Annotated in this window: 25 protein-coding genes and 3 pseudogenes; 20 read left to right on the top strand and 8 right to left on the bottom strand. The window is 64.7% G+C overall.

The genetic code is table 11. The annotated features are described in order from the left end of the window. Window positions 1-25 precede the first annotated feature (25 nt). From QZ634_RS13960 to QZ634_RS13940, 5 genes are all read right to left on the bottom strand, one after another. Window positions 26-880, bottom strand: a complete 855-nt coding sequence (locus QZ634_RS13960; protein WP_291989318.1) for an HDOD domain-containing protein — start codon at window positions 878-880, stop codon at window positions 26-28. A gap of 100 nt (window positions 881-980) precedes the next feature. Further along, window positions 981-1,364 carry a YajD family HNH nuclease gene (locus QZ634_RS13955; RefSeq protein WP_291989316.1) on the bottom strand — a complete coding sequence of 128 codons (384 nt, stop codon included), beginning with the start codon at window positions 1,362-1,364 and terminating at the stop codon, window positions 981-983. Window positions 1,365-1,429: 65 nt separating this feature from the next. Further along, window positions 1,430-2,596, bottom strand: a complete 1,167-nt coding sequence (locus tag QZ634_RS13950; RefSeq protein WP_291989314.1) for an alkaline phosphatase family protein — start codon at window positions 2,594-2,596, stop codon at window positions 1,430-1,432. A 33-nt stretch (window positions 2,597-2,629) separates the two neighbouring features. Then, window positions 2,630-4,462 (bottom strand): class I poly(R)-hydroxyalkanoic acid synthase, encoded by a 1,833-nt coding sequence (phaC, locus tag QZ634_RS13945; protein WP_291989312.1) that lies wholly within the window; start codon window positions 4,460-4,462, stop codon window positions 2,630-2,632. Window positions 4,463-4,464: 2 nt separating this feature from the next. Then, window positions 4,465-5,532 carry an MBL fold metallo-hydrolase gene (locus tag QZ634_RS13940; RefSeq protein ID WP_291989310.1) on the bottom strand — a complete coding sequence of 356 codons (1,068 nt, stop codon included), beginning with the start codon at window positions 5,530-5,532 and terminating at the stop codon, window positions 4,465-4,467. A gap of 64 nt (window positions 5,533-5,596) precedes the next feature. On the opposite strand from QZ634_RS13940, the gene QZ634_RS13935 reads away from it, so the two are divergent. The 14 genes from QZ634_RS13935 to QZ634_RS13870 all read left to right on the top strand — a co-directional run bounded on the left by QZ634_RS13935 (window position 5,597) and on the right by QZ634_RS13870 (window position 18,991). Next, window positions 5,597-6,142, top strand: coding sequence for a MerR family DNA-binding transcriptional regulator (locus QZ634_RS13935; protein ID WP_291989308.1), 546 nt, complete (start codon window positions 5,597-5,599; stop codon window positions 6,140-6,142). 46 nt (window positions 6,143-6,188) lie between these two features. Beyond that, the gene (locus QZ634_RS13930; RefSeq protein ID WP_291989306.1) at window positions 6,189-6,647 is read left to right on the top strand and encodes a PaaI family thioesterase; all 459 of its coding nucleotides are present in this window, start codon (window positions 6,189-6,191) and stop codon (window positions 6,645-6,647) included. Between the two features lie 33 nt (window positions 6,648-6,680). Beyond that, on the top strand, window positions 6,681-7,844 hold the full coding sequence (locus QZ634_RS13925) for an isovaleryl-CoA dehydrogenase (protein ID WP_291989304.1): 1,164 nt from the start codon (window positions 6,681-6,683) through the stop codon (window positions 7,842-7,844). Window positions 7,845-7,962: 118 nt separating this feature from the next. Beyond that, window positions 7,963-9,105, top strand: a complete 1,143-nt coding sequence (gene can, locus QZ634_RS13920; RefSeq protein WP_291989302.1) for a carbonate dehydratase — start codon at window positions 7,963-7,965, stop codon at window positions 9,103-9,105. A gap of 13 nt (window positions 9,106-9,118) precedes the next feature. After that, window positions 9,119-10,063 carry an EamA family transporter gene (locus QZ634_RS13915; RefSeq protein WP_291989300.1) on the top strand — a complete coding sequence of 315 codons (945 nt, stop codon included), beginning with the start codon at window positions 9,119-9,121 and terminating at the stop codon, window positions 10,061-10,063. Then, complete coding sequence (locus QZ634_RS13910) at window positions 10,060-11,196, top strand: acyl-CoA dehydrogenase (RefSeq protein WP_291989298.1); 1,137 nt, start codon at window positions 10,060-10,062, stop codon at window positions 11,194-11,196. Before QZ634_RS13915 ends, QZ634_RS13910 begins: the two co-directional genes overlap by 4 nt. Window positions 11,197-11,408: 212 nt before the next feature. After that, window positions 11,409-12,011, top strand: a complete 603-nt coding sequence (locus tag QZ634_RS13905) for a 2-hydroxychromene-2-carboxylate isomerase (RefSeq protein WP_291989296.1) — start codon at window positions 11,409-11,411, stop codon at window positions 12,009-12,011. Next, window positions 12,011-13,636 carry a carboxyl transferase domain-containing protein gene (locus QZ634_RS13900; RefSeq protein ID WP_291989294.1) on the top strand — a complete coding sequence of 542 codons (1,626 nt, stop codon included), beginning with the start codon at window positions 12,011-12,013 and terminating at the stop codon, window positions 13,634-13,636. The genes QZ634_RS13905 and QZ634_RS13900 overlap by 1 nt, the downstream gene beginning before the upstream one ends. Window positions 13,637-13,647: 11 nt before the next feature. Further along, on the top strand, window positions 13,648-14,442 hold the full coding sequence (locus QZ634_RS13895) for an enoyl-CoA hydratase/isomerase family protein (protein ID WP_291989292.1): 795 nt from the start codon (window positions 13,648-13,650) through the stop codon (window positions 14,440-14,442). Window positions 14,443-14,569: 127 nt separating this feature from the next. Further along, window positions 14,570-16,606, top strand: coding sequence for an acetyl/propionyl/methylcrotonyl-CoA carboxylase subunit alpha (locus QZ634_RS13890; RefSeq protein ID WP_291989290.1), 2,037 nt, complete (start codon window positions 14,570-14,572; stop codon window positions 16,604-16,606). A gap of 1 nt (window position 16,607) precedes the next feature. Further along, complete coding sequence (locus QZ634_RS13885; RefSeq protein ID WP_291989289.1) at window positions 16,608-17,531, top strand: hydroxymethylglutaryl-CoA lyase; 924 nt, start codon at window positions 16,608-16,610, stop codon at window positions 17,529-17,531. 31 nt (window positions 17,532-17,562) lie between these two features. After that, window positions 17,563-17,805: a DUF1289 domain-containing protein gene (locus tag QZ634_RS13880; RefSeq protein WP_291989287.1), complete on the top strand. Its 243-nt coding sequence runs from the start codon at window positions 17,563-17,565 to the stop codon at window positions 17,803-17,805. A gap of 80 nt (window positions 17,806-17,885) precedes the next feature. Further along, the gene (locus QZ634_RS13875) at window positions 17,886-18,077 is read left to right on the top strand and encodes a DUF1289 domain-containing protein (protein WP_043570425.1); all 192 of its coding nucleotides are present in this window, start codon (window positions 17,886-17,888) and stop codon (window positions 18,075-18,077) included. Beyond that, window positions 18,077-18,991 carry an MBL fold metallo-hydrolase gene (locus tag QZ634_RS13870; RefSeq protein ID WP_291989285.1) on the top strand — a complete coding sequence of 305 codons (915 nt, stop codon included), beginning with the start codon at window positions 18,077-18,079 and terminating at the stop codon, window positions 18,989-18,991. The genes QZ634_RS13875 and QZ634_RS13870 overlap by 1 nt, the downstream gene beginning before the upstream one ends. A gap of 26 nt (window positions 18,992-19,017) precedes the next feature. Here QZ634_RS13870 and QZ634_RS13865 read toward each other — a convergent pair whose 3' ends face one another. Then, window positions 19,018-19,464 carry a thioredoxin family protein gene (locus QZ634_RS13865; protein WP_291989283.1) on the bottom strand — a complete coding sequence of 149 codons (447 nt, stop codon included), beginning with the start codon at window positions 19,462-19,464 and terminating at the stop codon, window positions 19,018-19,020. 26 nt (window positions 19,465-19,490) lie between these two features. Beyond that, window positions 19,491-19,853, bottom strand: a complete 363-nt coding sequence (locus QZ634_RS13860) for a response regulator (RefSeq protein WP_291989946.1) — start codon at window positions 19,851-19,853, stop codon at window positions 19,491-19,493. Between QZ634_RS13860 and QZ634_RS13855 the strand changes: the two genes are divergently transcribed. Further along, on the top strand, window positions 19,746-20,450 hold the full coding sequence (locus QZ634_RS13855) for a hypothetical protein (protein ID WP_291989970.1): 705 nt from the start codon (window positions 19,746-19,748) through the stop codon (window positions 20,448-20,450). The genes QZ634_RS13860 and QZ634_RS13855 overlap by 108 nt on opposite strands. Window positions 20,451-20,621: 171 nt before the next feature. On the opposite strand, the gene QZ634_RS13850 is transcribed toward QZ634_RS13855, so the two are convergent. Beyond that, complete coding sequence (locus tag QZ634_RS13850; RefSeq protein WP_291989282.1) at window positions 20,622-20,945, bottom strand: hypothetical protein; 324 nt, start codon at window positions 20,943-20,945, stop codon at window positions 20,622-20,624. A 23-nt stretch (window positions 20,946-20,968) separates the two neighbouring features. Between QZ634_RS13850 and ribBA the strand changes: the two are divergent. From ribBA to QZ634_RS13825, 5 genes and pseudogenes are all read left to right on the top strand, one after another. After that, a pseudogene (gene ribBA, locus QZ634_RS13845) lies at window positions 20,969-22,091 on the top strand (bifunctional 3,4-dihydroxy-2-butanone-4-phosphate synthase/GTP cyclohydrolase II). 45 nt (window positions 22,092-22,136) lie between these two features. Further along, window positions 22,137-22,616, top strand: coding sequence for a 6,7-dimethyl-8-ribityllumazine synthase (ribH, locus tag QZ634_RS13840; RefSeq protein ID WP_291989944.1), 480 nt, complete (start codon window positions 22,137-22,139; stop codon window positions 22,614-22,616). Further along, window positions 22,616-23,111 (top strand): annotated as a pseudogene (gene nusB / locus QZ634_RS13835) (transcription antitermination factor NusB). Before ribH ends, nusB begins: the two are co-directional and overlap by 1 nt. Before the next feature lie 51 nt (window positions 23,112-23,162). Continuing rightward, a complete protein-coding gene (gene thiL, locus QZ634_RS13830; protein WP_291989281.1) occupies window positions 23,163-24,122 on the top strand; it encodes a thiamine-phosphate kinase in 960 nt (319 codons plus the stop codon). 28 nt (window positions 24,123-24,150) lie between these two features. Beyond that, window positions 24,151-24,354: pseudogene (locus QZ634_RS13825) on the top strand (phosphatidylglycerophosphatase A); the annotation flags it as partial.

The raw sequence follows: 24,354 nt of genomic DNA, 5'->3' as shown, positions 1-24,354 counted from the left end.
GAGGGCTGAAAGGGAAGCTGGCGCGCTAGGCTTTGCCGCCGAGTGCGGCCTTCAGCGAGGCAACGTCGTCGGCCGACTCGGCGAGCAAGGGCTCGAGTTCGTCGGCTGCGAACAGCTGCGCGACAACGGCGGCGTCAGGCGGCGCGGAGTAGGCCGGATCTCGCCAGCCGTGCTGCACATTGGCTAGGCGGTTGGCGACGAACAGGACTTCGGCCAGCGTGCTTACGCTGTCCATCGCGTGCTCCAGTTCGTGTTCCTGAACGACGCTCAGCAGTTCTTCGGGCAAACCCATCGCCGCGAGCAGGGCGTGTCCGATGTCGGCATGCCATTGCACCAGCAACTGGTGCAACTCGGCCGGGTCGGCGATCAGGTCGGGGAAATTCGCTGCCCGCGAGAGCAGGTAGAAGACGCCGATATCATGGACCAGGCCGGCGAACATGGCCTCGTCCGGACTGATCTTGGTCAGTCGCCGGGCGAGGACGCGCGACAGGGCAGCCACGTGCATGCTGTGTTCCCAGAGGCGTCGCGAGAGGGCTTCGAAGGGTGCCATCTTCTTCGAATTGAGCAACTGCTCCATGGCCACGGCGAACGAGACGCTGCGTACCGCTTCCATGCCGACGCGAGCGATGGCTCGGTTGAGGTCGGCGATGACTCGTCCGGAACGGTTCATTGCCGCCGAGTTGGCCAGGCGGATGATCTTGGTGCTCATCAGCGGCTCGGCGCTGACCAGCGTTCCGAGCTGTTCGATGGTCAGGTCGGGTTTCTTGAGTGCCGTTCGTACCTGGAAGGTGATGTCGAGAAAGGTCGGAAAGCAGACCATTTCGCTGGACAGGTCGCGGGCGATATCTTCGAGGATGCGAAAGCTGGTTTGATTGCTCATTGCTCGTTGCTCCGACACGCTGTGCGCGGTGGCAGGGGGCCAGGGTCGCTGCCTGCGCTATTCGCTCTCCTGGCGCACCCCGGGCGGCGCCAGTCGCTGATTAGTTGCGTTTCAGTAGATCCTTGAGGTTGGCGAAGGGCTGGCCGGTGGCCACGGCCTTGCTTTTCGTAGCCGACGAATCGATCCCCGCCTGACGCGCCGCGTCGGCGTCGAGTTGCCGCGAGTGCTCGTTGTCGTGACAGTACAGGCATAACAGCTCCCAGTTACTACCGTCGCCGGGGTTGTTGTCGTGATTGTGATCGCGGTGGTGAACGGTCAGTTCGCGCAGATTGTGGTGGCTGAATTCACGACTGCAGCGTCCGCAGATCCACGGGTAGATTTTCAGCGCCTGTTCGCGATAACCGGCCTCGCGGCTCTGGCGATTGCGGATCGCGTCGGCGATCAGACGATCGGTGTGGGCGCTCTTGGCATTGTCGTTGGCCATTTCATGGACTCCCTGATGGAATGAAGACGGTCGCTTGCACTGCTCGCCGGCACGTCCTGTCGCGGCTAGACACGTAGCGCGATCAAGGGCACGTGCATCTCGCTGCTGCTGGTGCCGCCGTGCACGCCGAGCATGGTGTAGCGCTTTTCGCCAGGTAGCCAGTCCTTGATCGTCCAGTTGTCCTTCATCAGCAGCGTGTAGTCGCCAACCCTCGATGCGAGAGCGCGATGATAGGGCGGCGGACCGAACCAGCCGGCGGCGATCAGCTCCTCGCTGGCGTAGAGGTGGCAGGCGCGACTGAGATGGCGGCGGACGTAGTTTTCGAAAGCTGGCCGCTTCGCCGCGGCGACGTAGCAATAGGCGACGCGACGCTCGCCGCACAGGGGCCGTTGCAACAGCGCCGCGAGCTGCGGATGGTCGTCGACATCGATCACCCGTCGGCCCGGGGAATCGATGAACCCGTGGTCGGCGGTGACCAGCAGCCAGGTATTGCTGCCGCGAAGCCGTCGCCGCAATTCGCCGAAATGGGCATCAAACGCGGCCAGCGTCTGTTGGGCCTGGCGGCTGTCTGTGCCGTAACGGTGTGAATGGGTGTCGAGATCGGGATAGTAGGCGTAGATGTAGCGCGACTTGATCTTTTCCTGGGTGAGCTCGCCGATGTTGGCGAAAACCTCCGGCAAGGCGCGGTAGGGTATGGTCTGCGCGCCGCGCGAGTGCCAGCTGTTGAAGGCGCTGCCGGCGATGCTTTGCGGCGCGATCACCCACGATTCTCGGTTCAGTGTCTGAAACAGCGATTGATGCTCGAACAGGCGTGCCGGCAGCTGTTCGGGCGGAGTCAGCGACGGTCCGTCGCGGGGAGTCAGTGGCAGAATGGCCAGCGTCTGGTCGATCTCGTCGAGGTGCATGTGCCAGCCGGTCAGTCCGTGCTGCGCCGGGGCCAGTCCGGTCATGAAGGTGGTGATCGCGCTGGCGGTCGTCGATGGGAAAACCGAGGTCATGCTGCCCAGCTGGTGCTCCTGCAGATTCAGGCTGGCGGAATGCCTGGCCAGGGTCCGCAGGCCGAGGCCGTCGACCACGATCAGCACCACATGCCGTGCGCGGGCGAGTTGCGCCGCCGACAGCAAGGCCAGCGGCGGGTAGTCGCTGCGCGTGCTGCCGCAGGCGGTGGCGATGCTCTGCATCAGGTTGACGATGCTGCCGCCGCTGTAGTCGGGGAGTTGGGTCGAGCTCATCGGGCAGGTCTTCTCTCAGGCACGTGCGGCTGGCTAGGGCGCCGCTGGTCGGCCGCCGCGACCGATGGCGTAGCTGCCGGGAGCATCCTCGATCACCTTCAGTGCCCGCTCACCCGGCTGGCGCGCGCCGACCAGGGAATTGCCGTCGGCCTGGGCGAGCAGCCATTGTTGCCAGTCGGTCCACCATGAACCGTGGTGCCGGGTGGCGCTGCTCAGGAACGCGCCTGCCTGTTCGGGCAGGGTGCTGCTTTCGTTTGTCCAGTAGCCGTGTTGCTTGGCCGCGGGCGGATTGATCGTCCCGGCGAGGTGGCCGGAACCGCCGAGGACGAAGCGGCGCGGGCCGCCGGGCAGCTGTGCGCCGTTGTAGACACTCCGCCACGGGGAAATATGGTCTTCGATCGTGGCCAGGAAATAACACGGCAGCTTGACCCGGGAGACGTCGATGGCGACGCCGGCCAGGGTAACCCCGCCCGGCTGCCGCAGTTTGTTGGCCTGGTAGAAGTTCTCCACATAGAAGCGGTGCAGCGCCGTCGGCAGGCGCGTCACGTCGGCGTTCCAGTGCAGCAGGTCGACCGGAAAGCGATCCCTGCCGAGAAGGTAGTTGTTGACCACGACGGACCAGATCAGGTCGTTGGCGTGCACCATCTTGTACGTGCTGCTGGTCAGCGCTGCGCTGTCCCGATGGCGCGTTCCGGCAGTCTTTCCTGTGCTGCTGGGCGCCGCCTCGGCAAGCGTTGCCAGTTCGCCGGGTGCGGAGAAGTCGATCAGCGTTCCCAGGAAAGTCGCTGAAGCCACACGCTTGTCGCGGCGGGCGGCCATCCAGGCGAGGGTGGCCATCAGCAGCGTGCCGCCGAGGCAGTAGCCGACGACGTCGACCTGCTTCTCGCCGCTTGCCTGCTCGACAGCGTCGATTGCCGCCAGTACGCCATCGACCAGATAGTCGGCGAAGCCTCTCTGTGCCAGTCGCTGGTCGGGGTCGACCCAGCTGATGATGAAGGTCGTGAAGCCCTGTTCGCTCGCCCAGCGGACGAAGGAATTGCTTTCGCGAAGGTCGAAGACATAGTACTTGTTGATCCACGGCGGCACGATCAGCAAGGGTTTCCGGTGCTGGTGGCTGCCGGTCGCCTGGTACTGAATCAACTGCATCAGCTCGTTCTGGTAGATCACCTTGCCCGGGGTGCTGGCCAGGTCCGTGCCGAGACGCCAGGCGCCGCTGTCGCCAGGCCGCGGGGGAGGTAGCCCTGGCGCATCGCCTGCGGCGAAGTCCTTGAGCAGGTGCTTGAGGCCCTTGAGCAGGTTCTTGCCCTTGCTGCTTACCGTTTCGCGCAGCACTTCCGGGTTGGTGAGGGCGAAGTTGGTCGGCGCCAGCGCGTCGATGTACTGCCGGGTGAGCGTGCTTACCCGCTGCCGGGTCACTTCGTCGAGGCCCTCCGCGCTGGCCACCGTCTGGTGCAGGTGGCGAGCCGTGATCAGGTACGATTGTTTGATGAAGTCGAAGAGGAAATGGTCCTCCCAGGCTTCGTCGGCGAAGCGTTCGTCATCGGCGTCGGGGCGGGCCACGGCGTGGGAGGGCATGCCCATGCTACGCAGCATGGATTGCTGCCACAGCTGGACGTGATCGCGCATCATCGCCATCTGGGTTTGCGCCAGCCGGTACGGGCTGACCAGCAGCCGCGCCGAGAGATCCATGAACGCCCCGGCGACTGCGAATTCCTCGCTGGGAAACCAGATACCTTTTCTGGCGGTCTTCTTCATGTGCCGGCGCAGCAGGCGTGATGCGCGCTGGGCGACTTCCAGATAGCTGTTGGCGACCTCTGCGGCGGCGGGCAGAGATCGGTCTTGTGCACTCGCTGGCGGCGATGTCATGGTCAGTGTCCGGCGGGTTGTCCTGGAGGACCGGCAGCGCCCTGCTTTCTGACGAAACGGATCAGGCCGCTTTCGTCCTCGCTGCGCAGCAGTCGGCCGGCGTGCTCGAGCCGGTTGAGATGGGCGATCGCCTCACCCATGGCAAACATCGTCTGATGGGTGTCGAGATCACGTGCGAACAGGGTCATCAGCAGCTCGGCAGCGCTGCGCGGGCTGGTGCAATGGTCTTCGAGCACCTGCAGCCGCTCTTCGTGATGGGCGTGCAGGGCATTGACGCGGTTCTCGATTCCGTGAAAAGGCAATCCGTGCGACGGCAGGACCAGCGTTTCGGCCGGCAGTTCGCGGTAACGGTCGATCGACTGCAGGAAGTCGCGCAGCGAATCGGCTGTCGGGGTGACGGCAAAGACGCTGATGTTGGTCGAGATTTTGGGCAACAGCATGTCGCCGGAAATCAGGACGCCCAACTCGCGACAGTAGAGTGCGGCATGTTCCGGCGAGTGGCCGAAGCCGAGGCGAACCTGCCAGCGCTGCCTGCCGATGTGCAACTCGTCACCCCCAAACAGGCGCTGGTAGGTGGTTGGCAGGCTCGGCACGCCACGGTTGTAGTTGCCGCTGCGCCGCTCAAGCGCCGCACAGCGGTCGGCGTCGAGTCCGTGCGCACGAAACTGGCGCAGCATCGGCTGATTGCCGTGCCCGCCGATTTCGTGCCAGACCGCGTGCGCGGTCAGATACTCGCCCAGCGTCATGCACACCGGCGCGCCGGTCTGTTCCTGCAGCCAGGCGGCGAGGCCGAGGTGATCGGGGTGAAAGTGGGTGACGATGATGCGCACGATTCGCCCGCCACGTTCGCTCGCGCTCAGCCGGGAAAGGATCGTTTGCCAGCAGGCCTTGACCGTGTCGAGCGCAAAACCGGTATCGACAATCGTCCAGCCGTCGTCGTCCTCGAGCAACCAGAGGTTGATGTGATTCAGCGCGAAGGGCAGCGGCATGCGCAACCAGTGGATGCCGGGAGCGACCGCGAAGGTTTCTCCGGCGGCCGGGGGGGTGGCAAAAGGGTAGTCGGGGAGCATTGGGCGGTGGATTGTAAAAACGTCCGGAATCTATAAACTTGGCCGCTCAGGAGGCTGGCCCCTGATGGCCTCTGCAGCGAAGCATTCTACACGTGATCAGACTCCGGACAGCCCTGCAGTGGATCAGCAAGCGACGACCTTCAGCATTTCCGATCTGGCGCGAGAGTTTCACATCACGCCACGAACGATCCGTTTCTACGAGGATCAGGGTCTGCTCTCGCCAATGCGCGAAGGTCGGACGCGCGTGTTCACGCGCCGTGACCGTACGCGTCTGAAGCTTGCCCTGCGCGGCAAGCGGCTGGGCTTCAGTCTGGTCGAAATCTCCTACCTGATCGGTATGTACGACCGTGCGCGCGACAAGAACACGCAGTTGTCGGAGTTCCTGAACGGCCTGCAGCAGCGCAAGGAAGCCTTGTTGCAGCAACGCGAGGACATCGAGGCGGTGCTGCAGGAAGTCTGCAACTTCGAACAGCAATGCCGGCAACTGTTGCTGACCCGCGCGGCGAGCGAGACGGTCAATAAGGTGGCCAGCAACGGGACCGGCAAGACGGTCGAGGATGCGACCAAGCAAGCGGCCAACAAAGCGGCGAAAGCCGACAAGGTGGCGTGAGCGCGCCGCGCGAAAATGGTTGACGTTTACGTCAACGTAACCTTAAATGGCGGTCATGCACAAAGCTCAGGATTCCGATTTTGCCGAACGTGTCCGCGCCAGCTTCGATCGCCAGCAGGCGATGGCGCTGATTGGCGCCCGCATGGCGGTGGTCGAGCCCGGGTACACCGAGATCCATTTGCCGCATAAAGCCGAAATCACGCAGCAGCATGGCTACATCCATGGCGGAGTGGTGGGCATGATCGCCGACTCGGCGGCCGGTTACGCCGCCAGTACGCTGACCGCGCCGGAGACGGGCGTGCTGACCGTCGAGTACAAGCTCAACCTGCTCGCGCCGGCCGAGGGCGATCTGCTGATTGCCGAGGGGTCGGTACTCCGCTACGGGCGGACGCTGATCGTCACCCGCGCCGAAGTGTTTGCCGTTCAGCATGGCCGCAAGAGCATGTGTGCCTTGATGCAGCAGACGATCATGACCGTGCACGGCAAGAAAGAGCATCCGCGCTAGTACCTGCCCCAGCCCACCCAAGGAGCGAGAGACATGGAATATCCGAGCCTCAACTTTGCCCACGGCGAAACGATCGACATGCTGCGGGAAAGCATTCGCGGCTTTGCTGCTGCCGAAATCGCACCGCGTGCCGAGGCCATCGATCGCGACAACCTGTTTCCCGCCGATCTGTGGCGCAAGTTCGGCGACATGGGGTTGCTCGGGATGACCGCCGACGAGGAGTACGGCGGAACCGGGCTCGGCTACCTGGCGCACATCATCGCCATGGAAGAGGTTTCGCGGGCGTCGGCGAGCGTCGGACTCTCGTATGGCGCGCACTCCAACCTTTGCGTCAACCAGATCGGGCGCAACGGCAACGCAGCGCAGAAGGCCAGGTATTTGCCGAAGCTGATTTCCGGCGAGCACGTCGGCGCGCTGGCGATGTCCGAAGCGAATGCCGGTTCCGATGTGGTGAGCATGAAGCTGCGCGCCGAAGCCAGGGGTGACCACCTTGTGCTCAACGGCGGCAAGATGTGGATCACCAACGGCGGTGACGCCGACACCCTGGTGGTTTACGCGAAGACCGACATCAACGCCGGGGCGAAGGGAATCACCGCGCTGATCGTCGAGAAGGGAATGAAGGGCTTCTCCTGCGGCTCGAAGCTCGACAAGCTCGGCATGCGCGGCTCGAACACCTACCCGCTGTTCTTCGACGACTGCGAAGTGCCGCTGGACAACGTCCTTGGCCAGGTCAACGGCGGCGTGCGCGTGCTCATGAGCGGCCTCGATTACGAGCGCGCGGTGCTCGCCGGCGGGCCGCTGGGGATCATGGCCGCGGCGATGGACCTGGTGCTGCCCTACCTGCACGACCGCCAGCAGTTCGGGCAGGCGATCGGCGAGTTCCAGTTGATGCAGGGCAAGGTCGCCGACATGTACACCACCTTCAACGTCTGCCGGGCCTACGTCTATGCCGTGGGCCAGGCTTGCGATCGCGGCGAAACGACGCGCAAGGACGCCGCAGGCGCGATTCTCTACGCCGCCGAAAAGGCAACCTGGATGGCCGGCGAGACCATCCAGACGCTCGGCGGCAACGGCTACATCAACGAGTATCCGGCCGGCAGGCTGTGGCGCGACGCGAAGCTTTACGAAATCGGCGCCGGTACTTCGGAAATCCGCCGTATGCTGATTGGTCGCGAACTGTTCGCCGACACGCTCTGAGGCGCCATGCGCCCTACACTGAGCGTTACGCCGCTGCGCGGGAACATGCCTGCCGCCACGGCGTAGCGCGTTTCCAGCAGCTATTCTGCAGCCCTTGTCCGCAGCTTTCGGGAAGATCATGACCACCATCCTGCGCAACCTTACCGCCGACGACAGCGCTGCTGTCGAACACGTTCGCCAGTTCTTCCGCAACTATGCCGCCTGGCTGGGCGTCGATCTGTCATTCCAGGGTTTCGAGGAGGAAATGGCGTCGCTGCCGGGCGCCTATGCGGCCCCATCGGGTCGCTTGTTCTACGCCGAGCGCGACGGCCAGCCGGCGGGCTGCGTCGGCATCCGGCCGCTGTCCGCGGGTCTCTGCGAAATGAAGCGCCTGTACGTCGAGCCCGGGCAGCGCGGTGGTGGCGTCGGTCTCGAGCTGGCGCTGGCGGCGATCAAGGCGGCCAAGGATATCGGTTACAAGCGGCTGCTGCTCGACACCCTGCCGGCGATGCGCGTCGCCGTCCGCCTGTATCGTGAATTGGGTTTTCACGAAGCGCCCGCGTACTACCAGACGCCGATCGAGGGGACCATGTTTCTCGCCCTCGATCTGCAGAACTGGACCGAGGAGGAAGTGGCCAACGAAAACCTCTTTCACCTCTTCGACTTCAACCGCGCCTGGTCGAATCGCATGCAGGAAAGCGACGCCGAGTATTTCATGCGCCTGTCGCGGCTGCAGACGCCAGAGTATCTGTGGATCGGCTGTTCCGATTCGCGGGTGCCGGCGAACGAGATCGTCGGCCTGCTGCCGGGCGAGATCTTCGTGCATCGCAACGTCGCCAACGTCGTCGTGCATACCGATCTCAACTGCCTGTCGGTGATACAGTTCGCGGTCGATGCGCTCAAGGTGCGGCACGTAATGGTCGTCGGCCATTACGGTTGCGGGGGGGTGAAGGCGGCGCTCAATCGTGACCGCGTCGGCCTGGTCGACATCTGGCTGCGGCACGTGCGAGACGTGCACGACAAGCATCTGGCGCGCGTCGACAGCCTGCCGCCCGAGCAGCGACATGACCGCCTGTGCGAGCTCAACGTCCTCGAACAGGTGGCCAACGTCTGCCAGACCTTCGTCGTCCAGGATGCCTGGCAGCGTGGCCAGCCGCTGACCGTGCACGGCTGGATCTACGGCCTCAAGGACGGTCTGATGCGCGACCTCGGGTTTACCGTGCACCGCCAGGAAGACCTGCTGCCCACCTATCTGACGGCACTCGAAGCCTTGCAGGGCTGACGTGACGGCTCACTTGTCACTTACCCGGGAGCGGATTTCTGCGTCGCCGGCGACCTATTTCAAGCTGATTTCCACGGCGGCGCTGTGGGGGGCGACGTGGGTCGCCGCGCGCATCGCGGTCAGCGAAGCGGCGCCGCTGGCCGTGGCCAGCTGGCGCTTCCTGCTCGCGGCGCTGGTTCTCGGCGCCTTGCTGGTCGTTCGCGAAGGCTGGCCGCGGTGGTCGCTCGGCGAGTGGCTGACGCTCACCGCGCTCGGCGCCACCGGTATCTTCCTTTACAACGTCTGCTTTCTCTACGGCATGACGATGATTCAGGCCGGCCGTGGTGCGCTGGTCGTGGCGCTGACGCCGGCGCTGATCGCCGCCAGCGACTGGCTGCTGTTCGGCGCGCCGATGTCGCCGACCAAGGCGCTCGGCATCGGCCTGGCTGCCTTCGGCTGCCTGCTGGTGGTCACCAATGGCCATCCCTCTCTGCTGCTCGCCGGCGAGGTGGGGCTCGGCGAATGGCTGATCATCGGCTGCGCCGTGATGTGGACGATCTACACCTTCCTCGGGCGGCGCGGTACCCGCTCGCTCTCGCCGCTGGCGATGACTTTCGGCGCCAGTGTCACCGGCTGGTTGATGCTGACCGGCGCGGCCCTGCTGCAGGGTTCGCTCTTTTCGCTGTCAGAAACGACCTGGCGTGGCTGGAGCGCAATCGTTTTCCTCGGACTTTTCGGCACCGCCCTGGCTTTCACCTGGTACGCCGAGGCCGTACAGCGCATCGGCGCCACGCGTTCGGCGGCGTTCATCAATCTGGTGCCGGTCAGCGCCGTCATCCTTGGTGCCGTGCTGCTCGGAGAGCGGCTCGGGCTGGCCGTGCTGAGCGGCGGCGCCCTGGTGATTGCCGGCGTCTACATTACCAATCGCGCCGGCGTGAAACTTGCGTCCGGTGCGAACCTCAAGGAGAAAGCTGCATGATTCTGACTCAGGAACAGGAAATGATTCGTGACTCGCTGCGTGAATTCGCGCGCGAGCGTCTGGCCCCCTTCGCCGGCGAATGGGACCGCAATCACACGTTTCCGGCTGAGGCCTTACGCGAACTCGGCGAACTTGGCGCGCTCGGAATGGTGGTTCCCGAGGAGTGGGGCGGTGCCGGCATGGACTACATGTCGCTGGTGCTGGTGATCGAGGAAATCGCTGCCGGTGATGGCGCCACCTCGACCATCGTCAGCGTCCAGAACTCGCTGGCCTGCGGGATCACCATGAAGTACGGCTCCGACGAGCAGAAGGAAACCTGGCTCAAACCGCTGGCCAGCGGCGAGAAACTCGGCTGCTTCTGCCTGACCGAACCGCACACCGGGTCCGACGCCGCAGCGATCACTACCCGTGCCGACCGCGACGGCGACCATTTCGTCCTCAATGGCGTCAAGCAGTTCATCACCACCGGCAAATACGGCCAGGTGGCGATCGTCTTCGCGGTGACCGACAAGGCTGCGGGCAAGAAAGGCATCTCGTGTTTCCTGGTGCCCACCGACACCCCCGGCTATATCGTTGCGCGCATCGAGGAAAAGATGGGACAGCGTGCTTCGGATACTGCCCAGATCCTGTTCGAAGACTGCCGTGTTCCGGCGTCCTGCCTGCTCGGCCAGGAAGGCGACGGCTACCGTATTGCCCTGTCGAACCTCGAAGCCGGCCGCATCGGCATCGCCGCGCAGTCGGTCGGCATGGCGCGCGCCGCCTTCGAATGCGCGGTGCAGTACGCCAAGGACCGCGAAACCTTCGGCAAGCCGATCATCGAACACCAGGCGGTCAGCTTCCGCCTTGCCGACATGGCCACCCAGATCGACGCCGCGCGGCTGATGGTCTGGCGCGCCGCAACTTTCAAGGATGCCGGCAAGCCCTGCCTCAAGGAGGCGTCGATGGCCAAGATGTTCGCCTCCGAAATGGCCGAGAAGGTCTGTTCGGACGCCATCCAGATTCTCGGCGGTTATGGCTACGTCAGCGATTTCCCGGTCGAGCGGATCTACCGCGACGTCCGCGTCTGCCAGATTTACGAGGGCGCCAACGACATCCAGCGGCTGGTCATCGGCCGCGCCGTTGCCGACGCCTGACATGAGCCGCCACGCGCTGCGGCCGGAGGCGGACCCCGCCTGGCTCAAGGTCCGCTCGCCATACCGCTTGCGGGCGGTTTCCTTTGCATCTGGATAGGTACCCATGCCGACCACGACAAACTGCTTGGCTGATATCGGTCCGTAGCGAAGTCGCTTCCCCCGGGCTTTGCGCCTGAATCGTCAACACATCCACTCATCGGGAAGACCAAGCCATGCCGGAACCCATCGATTTCTACTTCGACTTCTCGTCGCCGTATGGCTACCTGGCCTCCGAGAAGATCGACGAACTCGCCAGGAGCCACGGGCGCCAGGTCAGATGGCGGCCGATTCTGCTCGGCGTGGTGTTCAAGCACACCGGCGCCGCGCCCTTGACGCTGGTGCCGCTCAAGGGCGAGTACTCGGTGCACGACTTCTCGCGCTCGGCGCGCTTCCTCTCTGTGCATTACCGCCATCCGGCGAAGTTTCCGCTCGCTACCCAGCACGCGGCGCGCGCCTATTACTGGCTGGACGATCAGGACTGTGCAACGGCGCGGGCCTTCGCGCACTCGCTTTTCCGCGCGTTCTACGCCGAGGGGCGCGACATCTCCGACCTGGACGTGGTCCTCGAACTGGCGGCGCGGCACGGAGCCGATCGCGACTCCCTGTCTGTCGCGCTGAACGGCCCCGAACTCAAGCAGCGGCTGAAAGACGAAGGCGACGCGGCGCTCGCCAGGGGTGTTTTTGGTTCGCCGTACATGATCGTCGACGGCGAGCCGTTTTTCGGTGTTGACCGGCTGCCACAGCTCGATCGCTGGCTGACCTCTGGAGGTTTCTGATGCCCGTACTGCAAACCCAGCTCAACGCGCGGAGTGCCGAATTCAAGGCCAACGGCGAGGCCATGCGTGCGGTCGTTGCCGATCTGCGTGCCACCGTCGCGCGCATCGCCCTCGGGGGGCCTGAAAGCGCGCGCCAGAAACATCTGGCGCGCGGCAAGCTGCTGCCACGCGAGCGCGTCAACGCCCTGATCGACCCCGGCTCGCCCTTTGTCGAACTATCGCAGCTGGCCGCCTACGGCATGTATGGCGGCAGCGCGGAGAATCCCTTCGAGGTGCCGGCGGCGTCGCTGATCACCGGTATCGGGCGGGTGAACGGCATCGAGTGCATGATCGTTGCCAACGACGCGACGGTGAAAGGGGGTACCTACTACCCGCTGACCGTCAAGAAACACCTGCGCGCGCAGGAGATCGCCGGCGAGAACCGCTTGCCATGCATCTACCTGGTCGACTCGGGCGGCGCTTTCCTGCCCATGCAGGAGGACGTCTTTCCGGACAAGGAGCATTTCGGCCGCATCTTCTACAACCAGGCCAATCTTTCGGCGGCGGGTATCCCGCAGATCGCAGCGGTGATGGGCTCATGCACCGCGGGCGGGGCCTATGTGCCGGCAATGTCCGACGAATCGATCATCGTCAAGGATCAGGGAACGATCTTTCTCGGCGGGCCGCCGCTGGTCAAGGCGGCGACCGGAGAAGTGGTGAGCGCCGAGGATCTGGGTGGCGCCGACGTGCATACGCGCGTCTCGGGTGTCGCCGACCACTACGCCGAAAACGACGCGCACGCGCTGGCGATTGCTCGCCGCATCGTCGGCAATCTCAACTGGCGCAAGCGCCCGCCGCTTGCTCTGAGCGAGCCGCGTGCGCCGCTGTACGCGGCCGACGAGTTGTACGGAGTGATCCCGAGCGATAGCAAGAAGCCTTTCGACGTGCGCGAGATCATCGCGCGCATCGTCGATGGCTCGGACTTCGACGAGTTCAAGGCGCGTTACGGAACGACCATCGTCTGCGGCTTTGCGCGCGTCTGGGGCTATCCGGTCGGAATTGTCGCCAACAATGGCATCTTGTTTTCGGAATCGTCGCTGAAAGCCGCCCATTTCGTCGAACTCTGCGCGCAGCGCGGCATTCCGCTGCTTTTCCTGCAGAACATCACCGGCTTCATGGTCGGTCGCAAGTACGAGAACGGCGGCATTGCTCGCGACGGTGCGAAGATGGTCACCGCCGTCGCCTGTGCCAAGGTGCCGAAATTCACGGTGGTCATCGGCGGTTCTTTCGGTGCCGGCAATTACGGCATGTGCGGTCGTGCCTACTCGCCGCGTTTCATGTGGATGTGGCCGAATGCGCGCATTTCGGTGATGGGTGGCGAGCAGGCGGCGGCTGTTCTGGCAACGGTCAGGCGCGACGGCATCGAAGCCGCCGGCAAGTCGTGGAGCGCTGCGGACGAAGAAGCATTCAAGGCGCCGATCCGCGCCCAGTACGAGGTCCAGGGTCATCCCTATTACGCCAGCGCCCGCCTCTGGGACGATGGCGTGATCGACCCCGCCGACACCCGGCGGGTTCTCGGACTCGGCCTCTCGGCAGCGATGAACGCCGCAGCCGAAGCGACGAAGTTCGGCATTTTTCGGATGTGAGCGAGGTTTTGATGAGCGACTACCAAGCAATAGTGACCGAGGTCGACGCCGGTGTCGGCATCCTGACGCTGAACAAGGCACAGCGCCACAACGCTTTCGACGCGCAACTGATCGCCGAGATCACTGCCGGTTTGCGAGAACTCGACGCCGACGCCGATGTCCGCGTCGTCGTCCTCTCGTCTACCGGCAAGAGCTTCTGCGCCGGCGCCGACCTGAACTGGATGCGCGCCGCTGCCGGCTACTCGGAGGAGGAAAACCTGCGCGACGCGAATCGCCTGGCCGAGCTCCTGTCGACGCTCAACGAACTCTCGAAGCCGACGATTGCACGCGTCCAGGGACCTGCCTACGGCGGTGGCGTCGGCCTGATCGCCGCTTGCGATATCGCCGTGGGTACCTACGACGCCATCTTCTCGCTCAGCGAAGTGAAACTGGGGATCATTCCGGCGCTGATCAGTCCCTACGTCCTGGCGGCCATCGGCGAGCGCTACAGTCGGCGCTACATGCTGACCGCCGAGCGCTTCTCGGCTGCAGAAGCTTACCGGATCGGCTTGCTGCACGAGATCGTTCCTGGCGAGGAACAACTCGACGAGGCGATTGGCGAAATCGTCGACAGCCTGCTGGCCAACGGCCCGAGCGCGCAGGCCGAGTGCAAGGCGCTGCTCCGCGTCGTCGTCGGGCAGCCGATCGACGAGCAGACGATCGCCGAAACGGCACAACGCATTACCCGCGTGCGCAGCAGTCCGGAAGGCCAGGAAGGTCTGGCCGCTTTCCTCGAAAAGCGGCGGCCGAACTGGCTGCTGGAGTGATGCGCGGAGTGGCCAGCCGGAGAACGACGCACCGCCATCAAAATGCATTGCCCTGCGGCTTGCCGCTGTTGAACCATTGACTCGACATTCACGGCGCACTGGCGGCGTGGAGGCGAAAGGTGCTCCGATGTTTACAAAGATTCTGATAGCCAATCGCGGCGAGATCGCCTGCCGTGTGATCAAGACCGCGCGGCGCATGGGCGTGCGTACGGTGGCCGTCTATTCGGAGGCCGACGCCAACGCCCGCCACGTGCGCCTGGCTGACGAGGCGGTGTGCATCGGTCCCGCTGCCGTCCGCGAGTCGTACCTGGTCGGCGAGCGAATTCTTGCTGCCGCCCGCCGAACCGGTGCGCAGGCGATCCATCCCGGCTACGGCTTTCTGTCCGAGAACGACGTCTTTGCCGACGCCTGCGCTGCCGCGGGGATCGTCTTCATTGGGCCGCCAGCAGCAGCGATCCGCGCCATGGGTTCGAAGTCGGCGGCCAAGGCGATCATGAGCGCTGCCGGCGTCCCGGTGACGCCCGGCTACCACGGCGACGACCAGGAGGCGGAGCTGCTGCGGGTAAAAGCCGACGCGATCGGCTATCCGGTGCTGATCAAGGCAGCGGCCGGGGGCGGCGGCAAGGGAATGCGCCTGGTCGAGCGTGGCGAGGATTTTGCCGCCGCGCTGGCGTCGTGCCAGCGCGAGGCGCTCTCGTCGTTCGGCGACGACAAGGTGCTGATCGAGAAGTATCTTAGCCGTTCGCGGCATATCGAATTCCAGATCTTCGCCGATACGCGCGGCAATTGCGTTCATCTTTTCGAACGTGACTGCTCGGTGCAGCGCCGTCATCAGAAAGTTCTCGAGGAAGCACCGGCTCCGGGAATGACGAGCGCACGGCGCACGGCGATGGGCAAGGCGGCCGTCGACGCCGCGCGCGCGGTCGGTTATGTCGGCGCGGGCACGGTGGAGTTCATCGCCAGCGACACTTTCGTGGCTGATGGAAGCTTCTATTTCATGGAAATGAACACCCGCCTGCAGGTCGAGCACCCGGTCACCGAAATGATTTCCGGGCAGGATCTCGTCGAGTGGCAGCTGCGCGTGGCCAGCGGCGAAGCCCTGCCGCTACGCCAGGAGCAACTGGAAATCCGTGGGCACGCGCTCGAGGCGCGGATCTATGCCGAGAACCCCGAGCAGGATTTCCTGCCGTCGACCGGGCGGCTGGTACATCTCTCGCCGCCGGCCGAAAGCCTCAACGTGCGCGTTGACACGGGCATCGAACAGGGCGACGAAATCACGCCGTTCTACGACCCGATGATCGCCAAACTCGTCGTTTGGGACGTGGACCGTGACGCGGCCTTGGCGCGCATGTGGCAGGCGCTGGCCGACTACCGCATCGTCGGCGTCAGCACCAACGTCGCCTTCCTGTCACGCTTGGTGGTCTGTCCGGCTTTTGCCGACGCCGATCTCGATACCGGCCTCATCGAGCGCAGCCGCGAGTTCCTCTTTCCGGCCCACAGCGAACCGCCGCGCAATGTCTTTTTCGTCGCCGCGGTCGCCGGTTTGCTGCGCGAGCAGGCGGCGGCGCTCAGCAGGGCCAGCCATTCGGGCGACCCCTGGTCGCCGTGGAGTTCGCACGACGGCTGGCGCCTGAACATTCAGTCGCGACGCACGCTCACCTATCGCAGTGGCGAAGCAGTGTTCGAAGTGGCGGTTGACTACGAGGTCGATGGCTGGCGCCTGACGCTGGCTGGCGAGTCGGTGCTTGCCCGCGGTCGGGTTCTCGAGAGCGGACGTTTTGCCGGCCAGCTTGCCGTCGAACTCGACGATCGTCGCCTGGTGGCCAGCGTCGTCGCTGTCAATGAGAAGCAGGAGCAGAAGCGGTATGTCTTCCTGCATGGCAGCAACTACCTGATCCTGCGCGACGATCCGCTGCACCTGGTCGAGGCTGGCGGTACGCACGGCGGGGGCCTGACGGCGCCGATGCCGGGCAAAGTTGTCGCCTTGCTGGCAGCGGTCGGCCAGCAGGTGGAAAAAGGTGCGCCGCTGCTGATTCTCGAAGCGATGAAGATGGAACATACGATCACCGCGCCGAAGAATGGCATCGTCAAGGCCTTCTGCTACGCTGCCGGCGATCAGGTTGCCGATGGTGCCGAACTGGTCGACTTTGCCGCGGAGAAATGAAATGGCGTTGCCGAAACAGGTCAAACTGGTCGAAGTCGGTCCCCGCGATGGCTTGCAGAACGAGGCGCAGATTGTTCCGGCGGCGATCAAGATCGAATTGATCGAACGTCTCGCCGATGCCGGGCTGTCGACCATCGAGGCGACCTCGTTCGTGTCGCCGAAGTGGGTGCCGCAAATGGCCGACAGCGCCGAAGTCCTGCGCGCGGTGTTGTCCAGTCCGCGTCGCCGGCCGCAGGTAGCGTACCCGGTACTGACGCCCAATCTCAAGGGCTTCGACGCGGCCATCGAGGCTGGCGCGCAGGAGGTGGCGATTTTTGGCGCCGCTTCGGAAGCGTTCTCGGAGAAGAACATCAACTGCAGTATCGCCGAAAGCCTGAAGCGCTTCGCCGCCGTCGTCGACGCCGCCAGCGCCCTCGAGATCCGCGTGCGGGGCTATGTTTCCTGTGTCGTCGCCTGCCCTTACGAAGGCCCGGTTGATCCGCGACGTGCCGCCTGGGTCGCCCGGCAGCTTTTCGAGATGGGTTGCTACGAGGTCTCGCTCGGCGACACCATCGGCGCCGGAACGCCGGCGTCGATCACCAAGATGCTCGAAGCCTGTGCGACGGTGGTGCCGATCAAGCGCCTGGCGGGTCATTATCACGATACCTACGGGATGGCGATTGCCAATATCTACGCTTCGCTGCAGATGGGCATGGCGGTTTTCGACAGCTCGATCGCCGGTCTCGGTGGCTGCCCCTATGCCACCGGGGCGAGTGGCAACGTAGCGACGGAAGACGTCGTTTATCTGCTCCAGGGGCTGGCCGTCGAAAGCGGTGTCGACATGGGCAAGTTGCTCGCTGCCGGCCAGTTCATAGCCAGTCACCTGGGCCGCGAACCGGCGTCAAAGGCCGCGCGCGCGCTGCGTGCGCGCCAGCGCACGGGCTAAAGGCAGGGGCAAGGCTTTTGATGTGGAGGAAATGGCCGTGAGTCAAGTGCAGGCGCAAAGCGTCGCGTCGCCGTGCATCAACGTCTGCAAGATGGACGACGACGGCGGCTTCTGTCTCGGCTGCTTCCGGACGATCGAAGAGATTGCCGTCTGGAGCCGCGCCCCGGACGAGCAGCGCCTGAGAATCCTGGTCGCTGTAGAGCGTCGCCGCGTTGAGCACGACCCCGCCGGCTGTGCGTCGGGAGGGGAGTTTCGTGGCGACTGTGAGCGCTGACCGGCGGCGAGACAAGCGAGGAGTGGGCAAATGAAACACGGACCGGTTCGCTGCGAATTCATTGCTCATGGCCAGCGCCCATGAGCGAGACTGAAGACGACTATCTCTGTGTCGGGGTCTGCATGTTCGACCCGGATTCGGGTTACTGCCTTGGCTGCGGGCGCCCGCCCGAGCCGGTGTCAGACGCCGCGCAGGGGATCGTCGTCGAAGAGGTGCAGCCGCTGCGGGTCGTCGATGAGGGACTGAACGGCGATTCCCCCGACAAGTCCTGATGTTGCCCGACAACCTCCTGGTTCTTGAACGCGGCTGGCTGTCGTCGAACAACATCGTTTTCCTCGAAGGCGAGCGGGCGGCACTGATCGATAGCGGTTACGTCACGCAGGCCGGCCAGACGCTTGCCTTGCTCGAACACGCGCTGGCTGGTCGTCGCCTGACGCGCTTGCTGAACACCCATTCGCATTCTGACCATATCGGAGGCAACGCCGCGCTGGTCGAGGCTTTTGGCTGCCAGGTCGTCGTTCCGCACGGAATCGACGCGACGATCGCCGAGTGGGACGAAGAGGCGCTGCTGCTTTCACCGCTTGGTCAGTCCGCCGCCCGCTTTCGCCACGATGCGACGCTTGCCGCTGGCGATGAAATCGAGCTCGGCGGTCTCAACTGGCGGGCGATCGCGGTTCCCGGTCACGACATGGACGCCCTCGCCTATCACAACCCCGAACGGCGTATCCTGATCTCCGGTGATGCGCTGTGGCGCAATGGCTTCGGGGTCATTTTTTCGGAACTTCTTGGCCATCCGGAAGGTGCTGGTGGCCTCAAGGCGGCGCGTGAAACGCTCGATGTGCTTGCTCGCCTGCCGGTCGAAGTGGTGATCCCCGGTCATGGCGCGCCTTTCGTCGACGTCGAAGATGCTTTCGAGCGGGCGTATCGGCGGCTGGCTGCGTTCGAACACGACATCGATCTGCTCGTCTGGCACGCGCTCAAGGTGATTCTTGCTTTTGCCTTGCTGGAAAGACGGCAGCTGCCGCGCGCCGATCTGCCCGTTTTTCTTGCGCGCCTGAGTTTTTGCCAGAGCGTCAACGCGCGCTACCTGAACCTCAGCAACGAGGTGCTGGCGCACCGCCTGGCTCGCGACCTGATCCGCGTGGGCACGCTACGCGACGAGCAGGGAGTGCTGGTCGCCATGTAGCTGCGCTATCGCGCTGCTGCACCCGCTCAGTCCTGGGGACAGAGTCTTCCCAGGCAAGCGGCATCGAGGTGGCGCAGGTCCGGGTCGTCCTGCCAGCCGTGACGGTCGACGCTGGAGAATGCGTATTCCTCACTTTCTTCGCTGCTTTGTTCCAGGAAAGCCTCGAGCGTGCGTTTCAGGTGACTCGGTGTCGGCAGCATGATGCCGTAGAAGAGGACCAGGTTGCGACGCTTGATGAGTAGCGTTGGGAAGTTTTCCACGTCGATGTCGCCCAGGTTGTCGGCGTGTTCCTCGATATCCAGCCAGTGAAATCCGGCCTCCGGGAACTGGCGGGCGAGCGCCGCGAAGCCTTCCCGGTACTCGCGGCAAACGCCGCACCATTCGGCGCACAGGCAAACGATCACGAACTCGGCAAGCGTGGGGTTTCGTTGCCCATGCTTTTCCGGGTGATCGGTGCGAGGCGCGCTCTCCATGACGCCGGCGTTCGCTGAACGCGGGCTCAAGCGCTGCCCTGGCTGTTGGCCAGGCGCTGGATGTGGGCGATCAGCTGCTCCTCGGGGTAGGGTTTGCCGAGCAGTACGTCTACGCCCGCGGCGTCGGCTTCACCACGCAACTGCTCACTGTCCGAAGTGACCATGATGATCGGCAGGCGCGCGGTGGCGGCATTGGCACGCAGCTGTCGTGTCAGCTGCAAGCCGCTCATGCCGGGCATATCAACGTCGGTAATCAGTACGTCCGGCAAGGCGGCCTTGATTTGCTGGGCCGCGTCCAGTCCGTCTTCAGCCATGACGACCTGGTAGCGCTGGGTGCCGAGCAGGCGGCCGGTCTTGACGCGCACTACCTTGGAATCGTCAGCGATCATCACCACCGTTTCTTCTGGCGTCCTGGCTTTTGCTGGCGCCACCGGCGGGGCGCTGGCCGCGGCCAGCCGCTGCGCTTCCTCGGCTGCCTGGCGCTCGGTTTCGCGAGCAATGGCTTCGGCAACGGCCAGGCACTCTTCTTCTTCCGCACGCAGGGCTTCCTCAACGGCCTTGCGGTCCGCTTCGACTTGCGCAGCTTCCTCGGCGGCGGCGCGCTTGGCTTCCTCGGCGGCCTTGCGCTCGGCGGCGGCACGCTCGGCTTCCTCGGCGGCCTTGCGCTCGGCGGCGGCGCGCTTGGCTTCCTCGGCGGCCTTGCGCTCGGCGGCGGCGCGCTCGGCTTCCTCGGCGGCCATGCGCTCGGCGGCGGCACGCTCGGCTTCCTCGGCGGCCTTGCGCTCGGCGGCGGCACGCTCGGCTTCCTCGGCGGCCTTGCGCTCGGCGGCGGCACGCTCGGCTTCCTCGGCGGCCTGGCGTTGGCTGCGGCGTGCGCGGCTTCCTCGGCGGCCTGGCGTTGGGCTGCGGCGTGCGCGGCTTCCTCGGCGGCCTTGCGCTCGGCGGCGGCGCGGGCAGCCTCTTCAGTGGCTTCCCGCTCTTCTTGATCGTCTGCTGAACGACGAGTCCTGAAGGCGCGCAACGCGAAAAACGACACGATCACTATCGCGGCGACCAACAGCAAGCTCTCATTGATGGACATTGAACTGATCCTTCGCCTTCTTGGCATTCACCCTCGTCGGAATGTGCCGACGCACACCCAGTCACGATTCAATTGATCAGCCGATGGCGTTGTGCCCTCGCTGGCGACCATGATAAAACGAATAATTGACTGATTGGGTGATCGCTTGGCCGCGCGCTTGCGGCCAGGGTGCTCGGCGAATGGCGTTGATCGCCGCCCTGGCCCACCTGGCCGCCTTGGCCACGAAGCGATTGCCGGGCGGCGAGTGGCGGGCGGCGAGTGGCGGCGAAAGCGCCAGGGGCTTTATCTCCGCATGGCGGTGGAGCCGGGAAACTGAGAGAATGCCGGGTTCGGGAACGATGCGGCTTGACCAGTCAAGGCGTGGCTTGTCGCCAGTGGGCGCGGGCTCAATTGCGCGCATGCCCGCCGCGGAGGATGTAGAGAATGTCACCACAGAGCACTTCGACCGATGTTTCACCGATCGAAGAAGTCATTGTCGAAATGCGTGCCGGACGGATGGTCGTCCTGGTTGACGAAGAAGACCGTGAGAACGAGGGCGATCTGATTCTCGCCGCCGAACATGTGACTCCGGAGGCGATCAACTTCATGGCCCGCTTTGGGCGCGGGTTGATCTGCCTGACGCTGACCGAGGCGCGTTGTCGGCAACTGGGCCTGACGCAGATGGCGCGTGACAACAAGAGCCCCTACAGCACGGCCTTCACGGTTTCGATCGAAGCCGCCGAAGGGGTGACCACGGGCATCTCGGCGCAGGACCGCGCGCTGACCATCAAGGCGGCGGTGGCACGCAACGCGGGGCCTGCCGACATCGTCCAGCCCGGACATGTCTTTCCGATCATGGCGCGCGCGGGGGGGGTCCTGGTGCGCGCTGGCCATACCGAAGCCGGCTGTGATCTGGCGCTGCTCGCCGGGCTTGAGCCGGCGGCGGTGATTTGCGAAATCCTCAACGAGGATGGCAGCATGGCCCGTCTGCACGACCTGGTTGACTTCGCTCGCCAGCATGGCCTCAAGATTGGCACCATCGCCGATCTCATTCACTACCGCAGCCAGCACGAGACGCTGGTCGAGCGTACGCTGTCGAAGCCGGTGCAGTCCGCGCACGGCGAGTTCATGCTGCACGCGTACACGGATTGCACCTCGAACGAGGTGCACCTGGTGCTCACCAAGGGCGAGATCTGCCCCGACAGGAAACGGTGGTGCGCGTGCACGAGCCGCTCTCGGTGGTCGATTTCCTCGATCCGGGCGGGATCGGCATACTTTTTCACTCGACGTGGCACAGGCGGCGCTGGCGCGGGCAAGGGCGGGTGTAATCGTCTTGCTGCATCGGCCGGAGAGCGGTCAGGACATTCTCGCCATGCTCCGTGAGCCTGTGGCCAGCAAACGTCCGGCCGCCCGTTGGGACCCGCGCATCTACGGTATCGGGGCGCAGATTCTGCGCGATCTCGGGGTGGGAAAAATGAAACTACTTGCCAGTCCACGGCGCATGCCGAGCATGACCGGCTTCGATCTCGAAGTGACCGGCCACATCGCAAAACCTGACCGACCTTGAGAGGCTCTGATGAGCACCCAGACAACGCGTAACAAGACCGTTCCCGTGCGTCGCGACGAGAATATCCACGAATACGATGCTTCACTTGATGGCGACGGGCTGGCGATCGGCATCGTCATGAGTCGCTTCAGCCAGGACATCGGGGAAGGCCTGCTCAGCGCCAGCCTCAGCGAGCTGCAGCGCCTCGGCGTCGACGAAGCCCGCATTACGCTAGCGACCGTCCCGGGTGCTCTGGAGATACCTCTAGCGCTGCAGACGATGGCCCAAGCGGGCATTTCGAACGCGCTGATCGCGCTCGGCGCGGTCATTCGCGGCGAAACCTATCACTTCGAGATCGTCGCCAACGACTCGTGCCGGGGCGTGATGGAGGTGCAGCTCGATAGCGGCGTGCCCATCGCCAATGGAATCCTGACCTGCGAAGACGACGATCAGGCGCTCGCCCGCATGCAGCAGAAGGGTGCCGACTGCGCGCAGGTGGCGGTCGAGATGGCCAATCTGCTGGCAGTACTCGGGGAGCGCTCGTGATGGCCGGGCCGTCGCCGAACAAGACGAACGGCAAGGCCACTGCCGCTCGATCGCCGCGTCGCCGGGCCCGCGAATTCGCGCTGCAGGGGCTCTACCAGTGGCAGCTGAGCGGCAACGACCGAAGCGGCAATCGAGGCGCACCTGGGCGACGTCGAAGGCTTCGACAAGGCCGACAGCGAGTTTTTCGTCAAGCTGTTGCGCGGGGTGCTCGTTCAGCGCCTGGCGCTGCAGGAGCAGCTACAGGCGTATCTCGACCGTCCCTTCGCTGAGTTGTCGCCGATCGAAGCCAGCGTCCTGCTGGCCGGCGCTTTCGAGTTGAGCAACTATCCGCAGACCCCGTACCGGGTGATCATCAACGAGTCGATCGAGTTGGCCAAGGCCTACGGTGGCACCGACGGCCACAAATACGTCAACGGCGTCCTCGACAAGCTGGCTGCCCGCTTGCGTCCGGCCGAGGTCGAAGCCAAGCGCGCGGCTCGCGCCAAGGCACGCTGAGCAGCGTCGCCGAGCAAGTCCGGCAAGTCGTGCAGGTGCAAGGAAATGGAGATGCCCAGCGAGTTTGAACTGATCCGGACGTACTTTTCCAGGCCGACGCCGCAAGCGGTCCTCGGCCCCGGTGATGATTGCGCGCTGCTGGCGCCGTCCGCGGGCTGCGAACTGGCGATAACCACCGACATGCTGGTCGAAGGAAGCCATTTCCTGCCCGGCACGGATCCCAGGCAGCTCGGCTGGAAAGCGCTGGCGGTCAACCTCTCCGACCTCGCTGCGATGGGCGCCAAGCCACGCTGGGCCTTGCTTGCCGGAAGCCTGCCCGAGGCGCGCGCCGAGTGGCTGGTGGCGTTTTCGGAAGGCGTCTTTGCCTGCGCCAGTCGCTATGGCGTCGACCTGGTCGGCGGCGATACGACGCGCGGTCCGCTCAACCTGTGTTTCACGGTGCTTGGTGAACTTCCCGCCGGCGAGGCGCTGCGTCGCGATCGGGCTTTGCCGGGTGACGATCTCTGGGTTTCCGGCTGGCCTGGCCTGGCGGCGATGGGGCTGGCCTGTCTGCAGGGGCGCGTACAGCTCAAGGAAGCGCTCGCCAAACGCTGTCTGGCCGCACTGCAGCAGCCCATGCCACGCGTCGAACTGGGACTCGAGTTGCGCTTGCGTCGTCTGGCGCACGCGGCCATCGACGTTTCGGATGGCTTGCTCGCCGACCTCGGCCACATCCTGGATCGATCGGCGGTCGCCGCCGAAGTCGGCGCGGCGCAGCTTCCGTCAAGGCCGGCTGGAGTCGACCCGGCGTTCGCGCGCCAGTGTCAGCTGGCTGGTGGCGACGACTATGAACTGGTGTTCTCGGCCCTGCCGGAAAGGCGACTCGAGATTGCCGCACTCGCCGCCGAGCTCGATCTGCCGCTCTGGCGCTTTGGCCGGATAGTCGCCGCGGCGAACACTCGCCTGACGCTGCTCGACGAAGACGGGCAGGCAATGGCCATCGACGGCAAAGGATTCGACCACTTTGGCTAGCCCCGCTCCTCCTTCCGTGCAATTTCTCATGGCGCATCCCGCGCACCTGGTCGCCTGTGGCTTTGGCAGTGGCTTGTCGCCGCGGGCGCCGGGGACTGTCGGCACACTCTTCGGCTGGCTGTCGTTCCCGCTGTTGCGTCCGTACATGAGCGACTTCGAGCTGCTCGGTTTCATTGTCGTCTGCTTCGTTGGCGGCGCGGTGGCGGTGCACAAGACGGGGATCGACTGGGTT

The organism is Candidatus Accumulibacter sp. ACC007 (genome assembly GCF_907163205.1).
Lineage (GTDB): Bacteria > Pseudomonadota > Gammaproteobacteria > Burkholderiales > Rhodocyclaceae > Accumulibacter > Accumulibacter regalis.
This window is presented reverse-complemented; position numbering and strand designations above follow the sequence as displayed.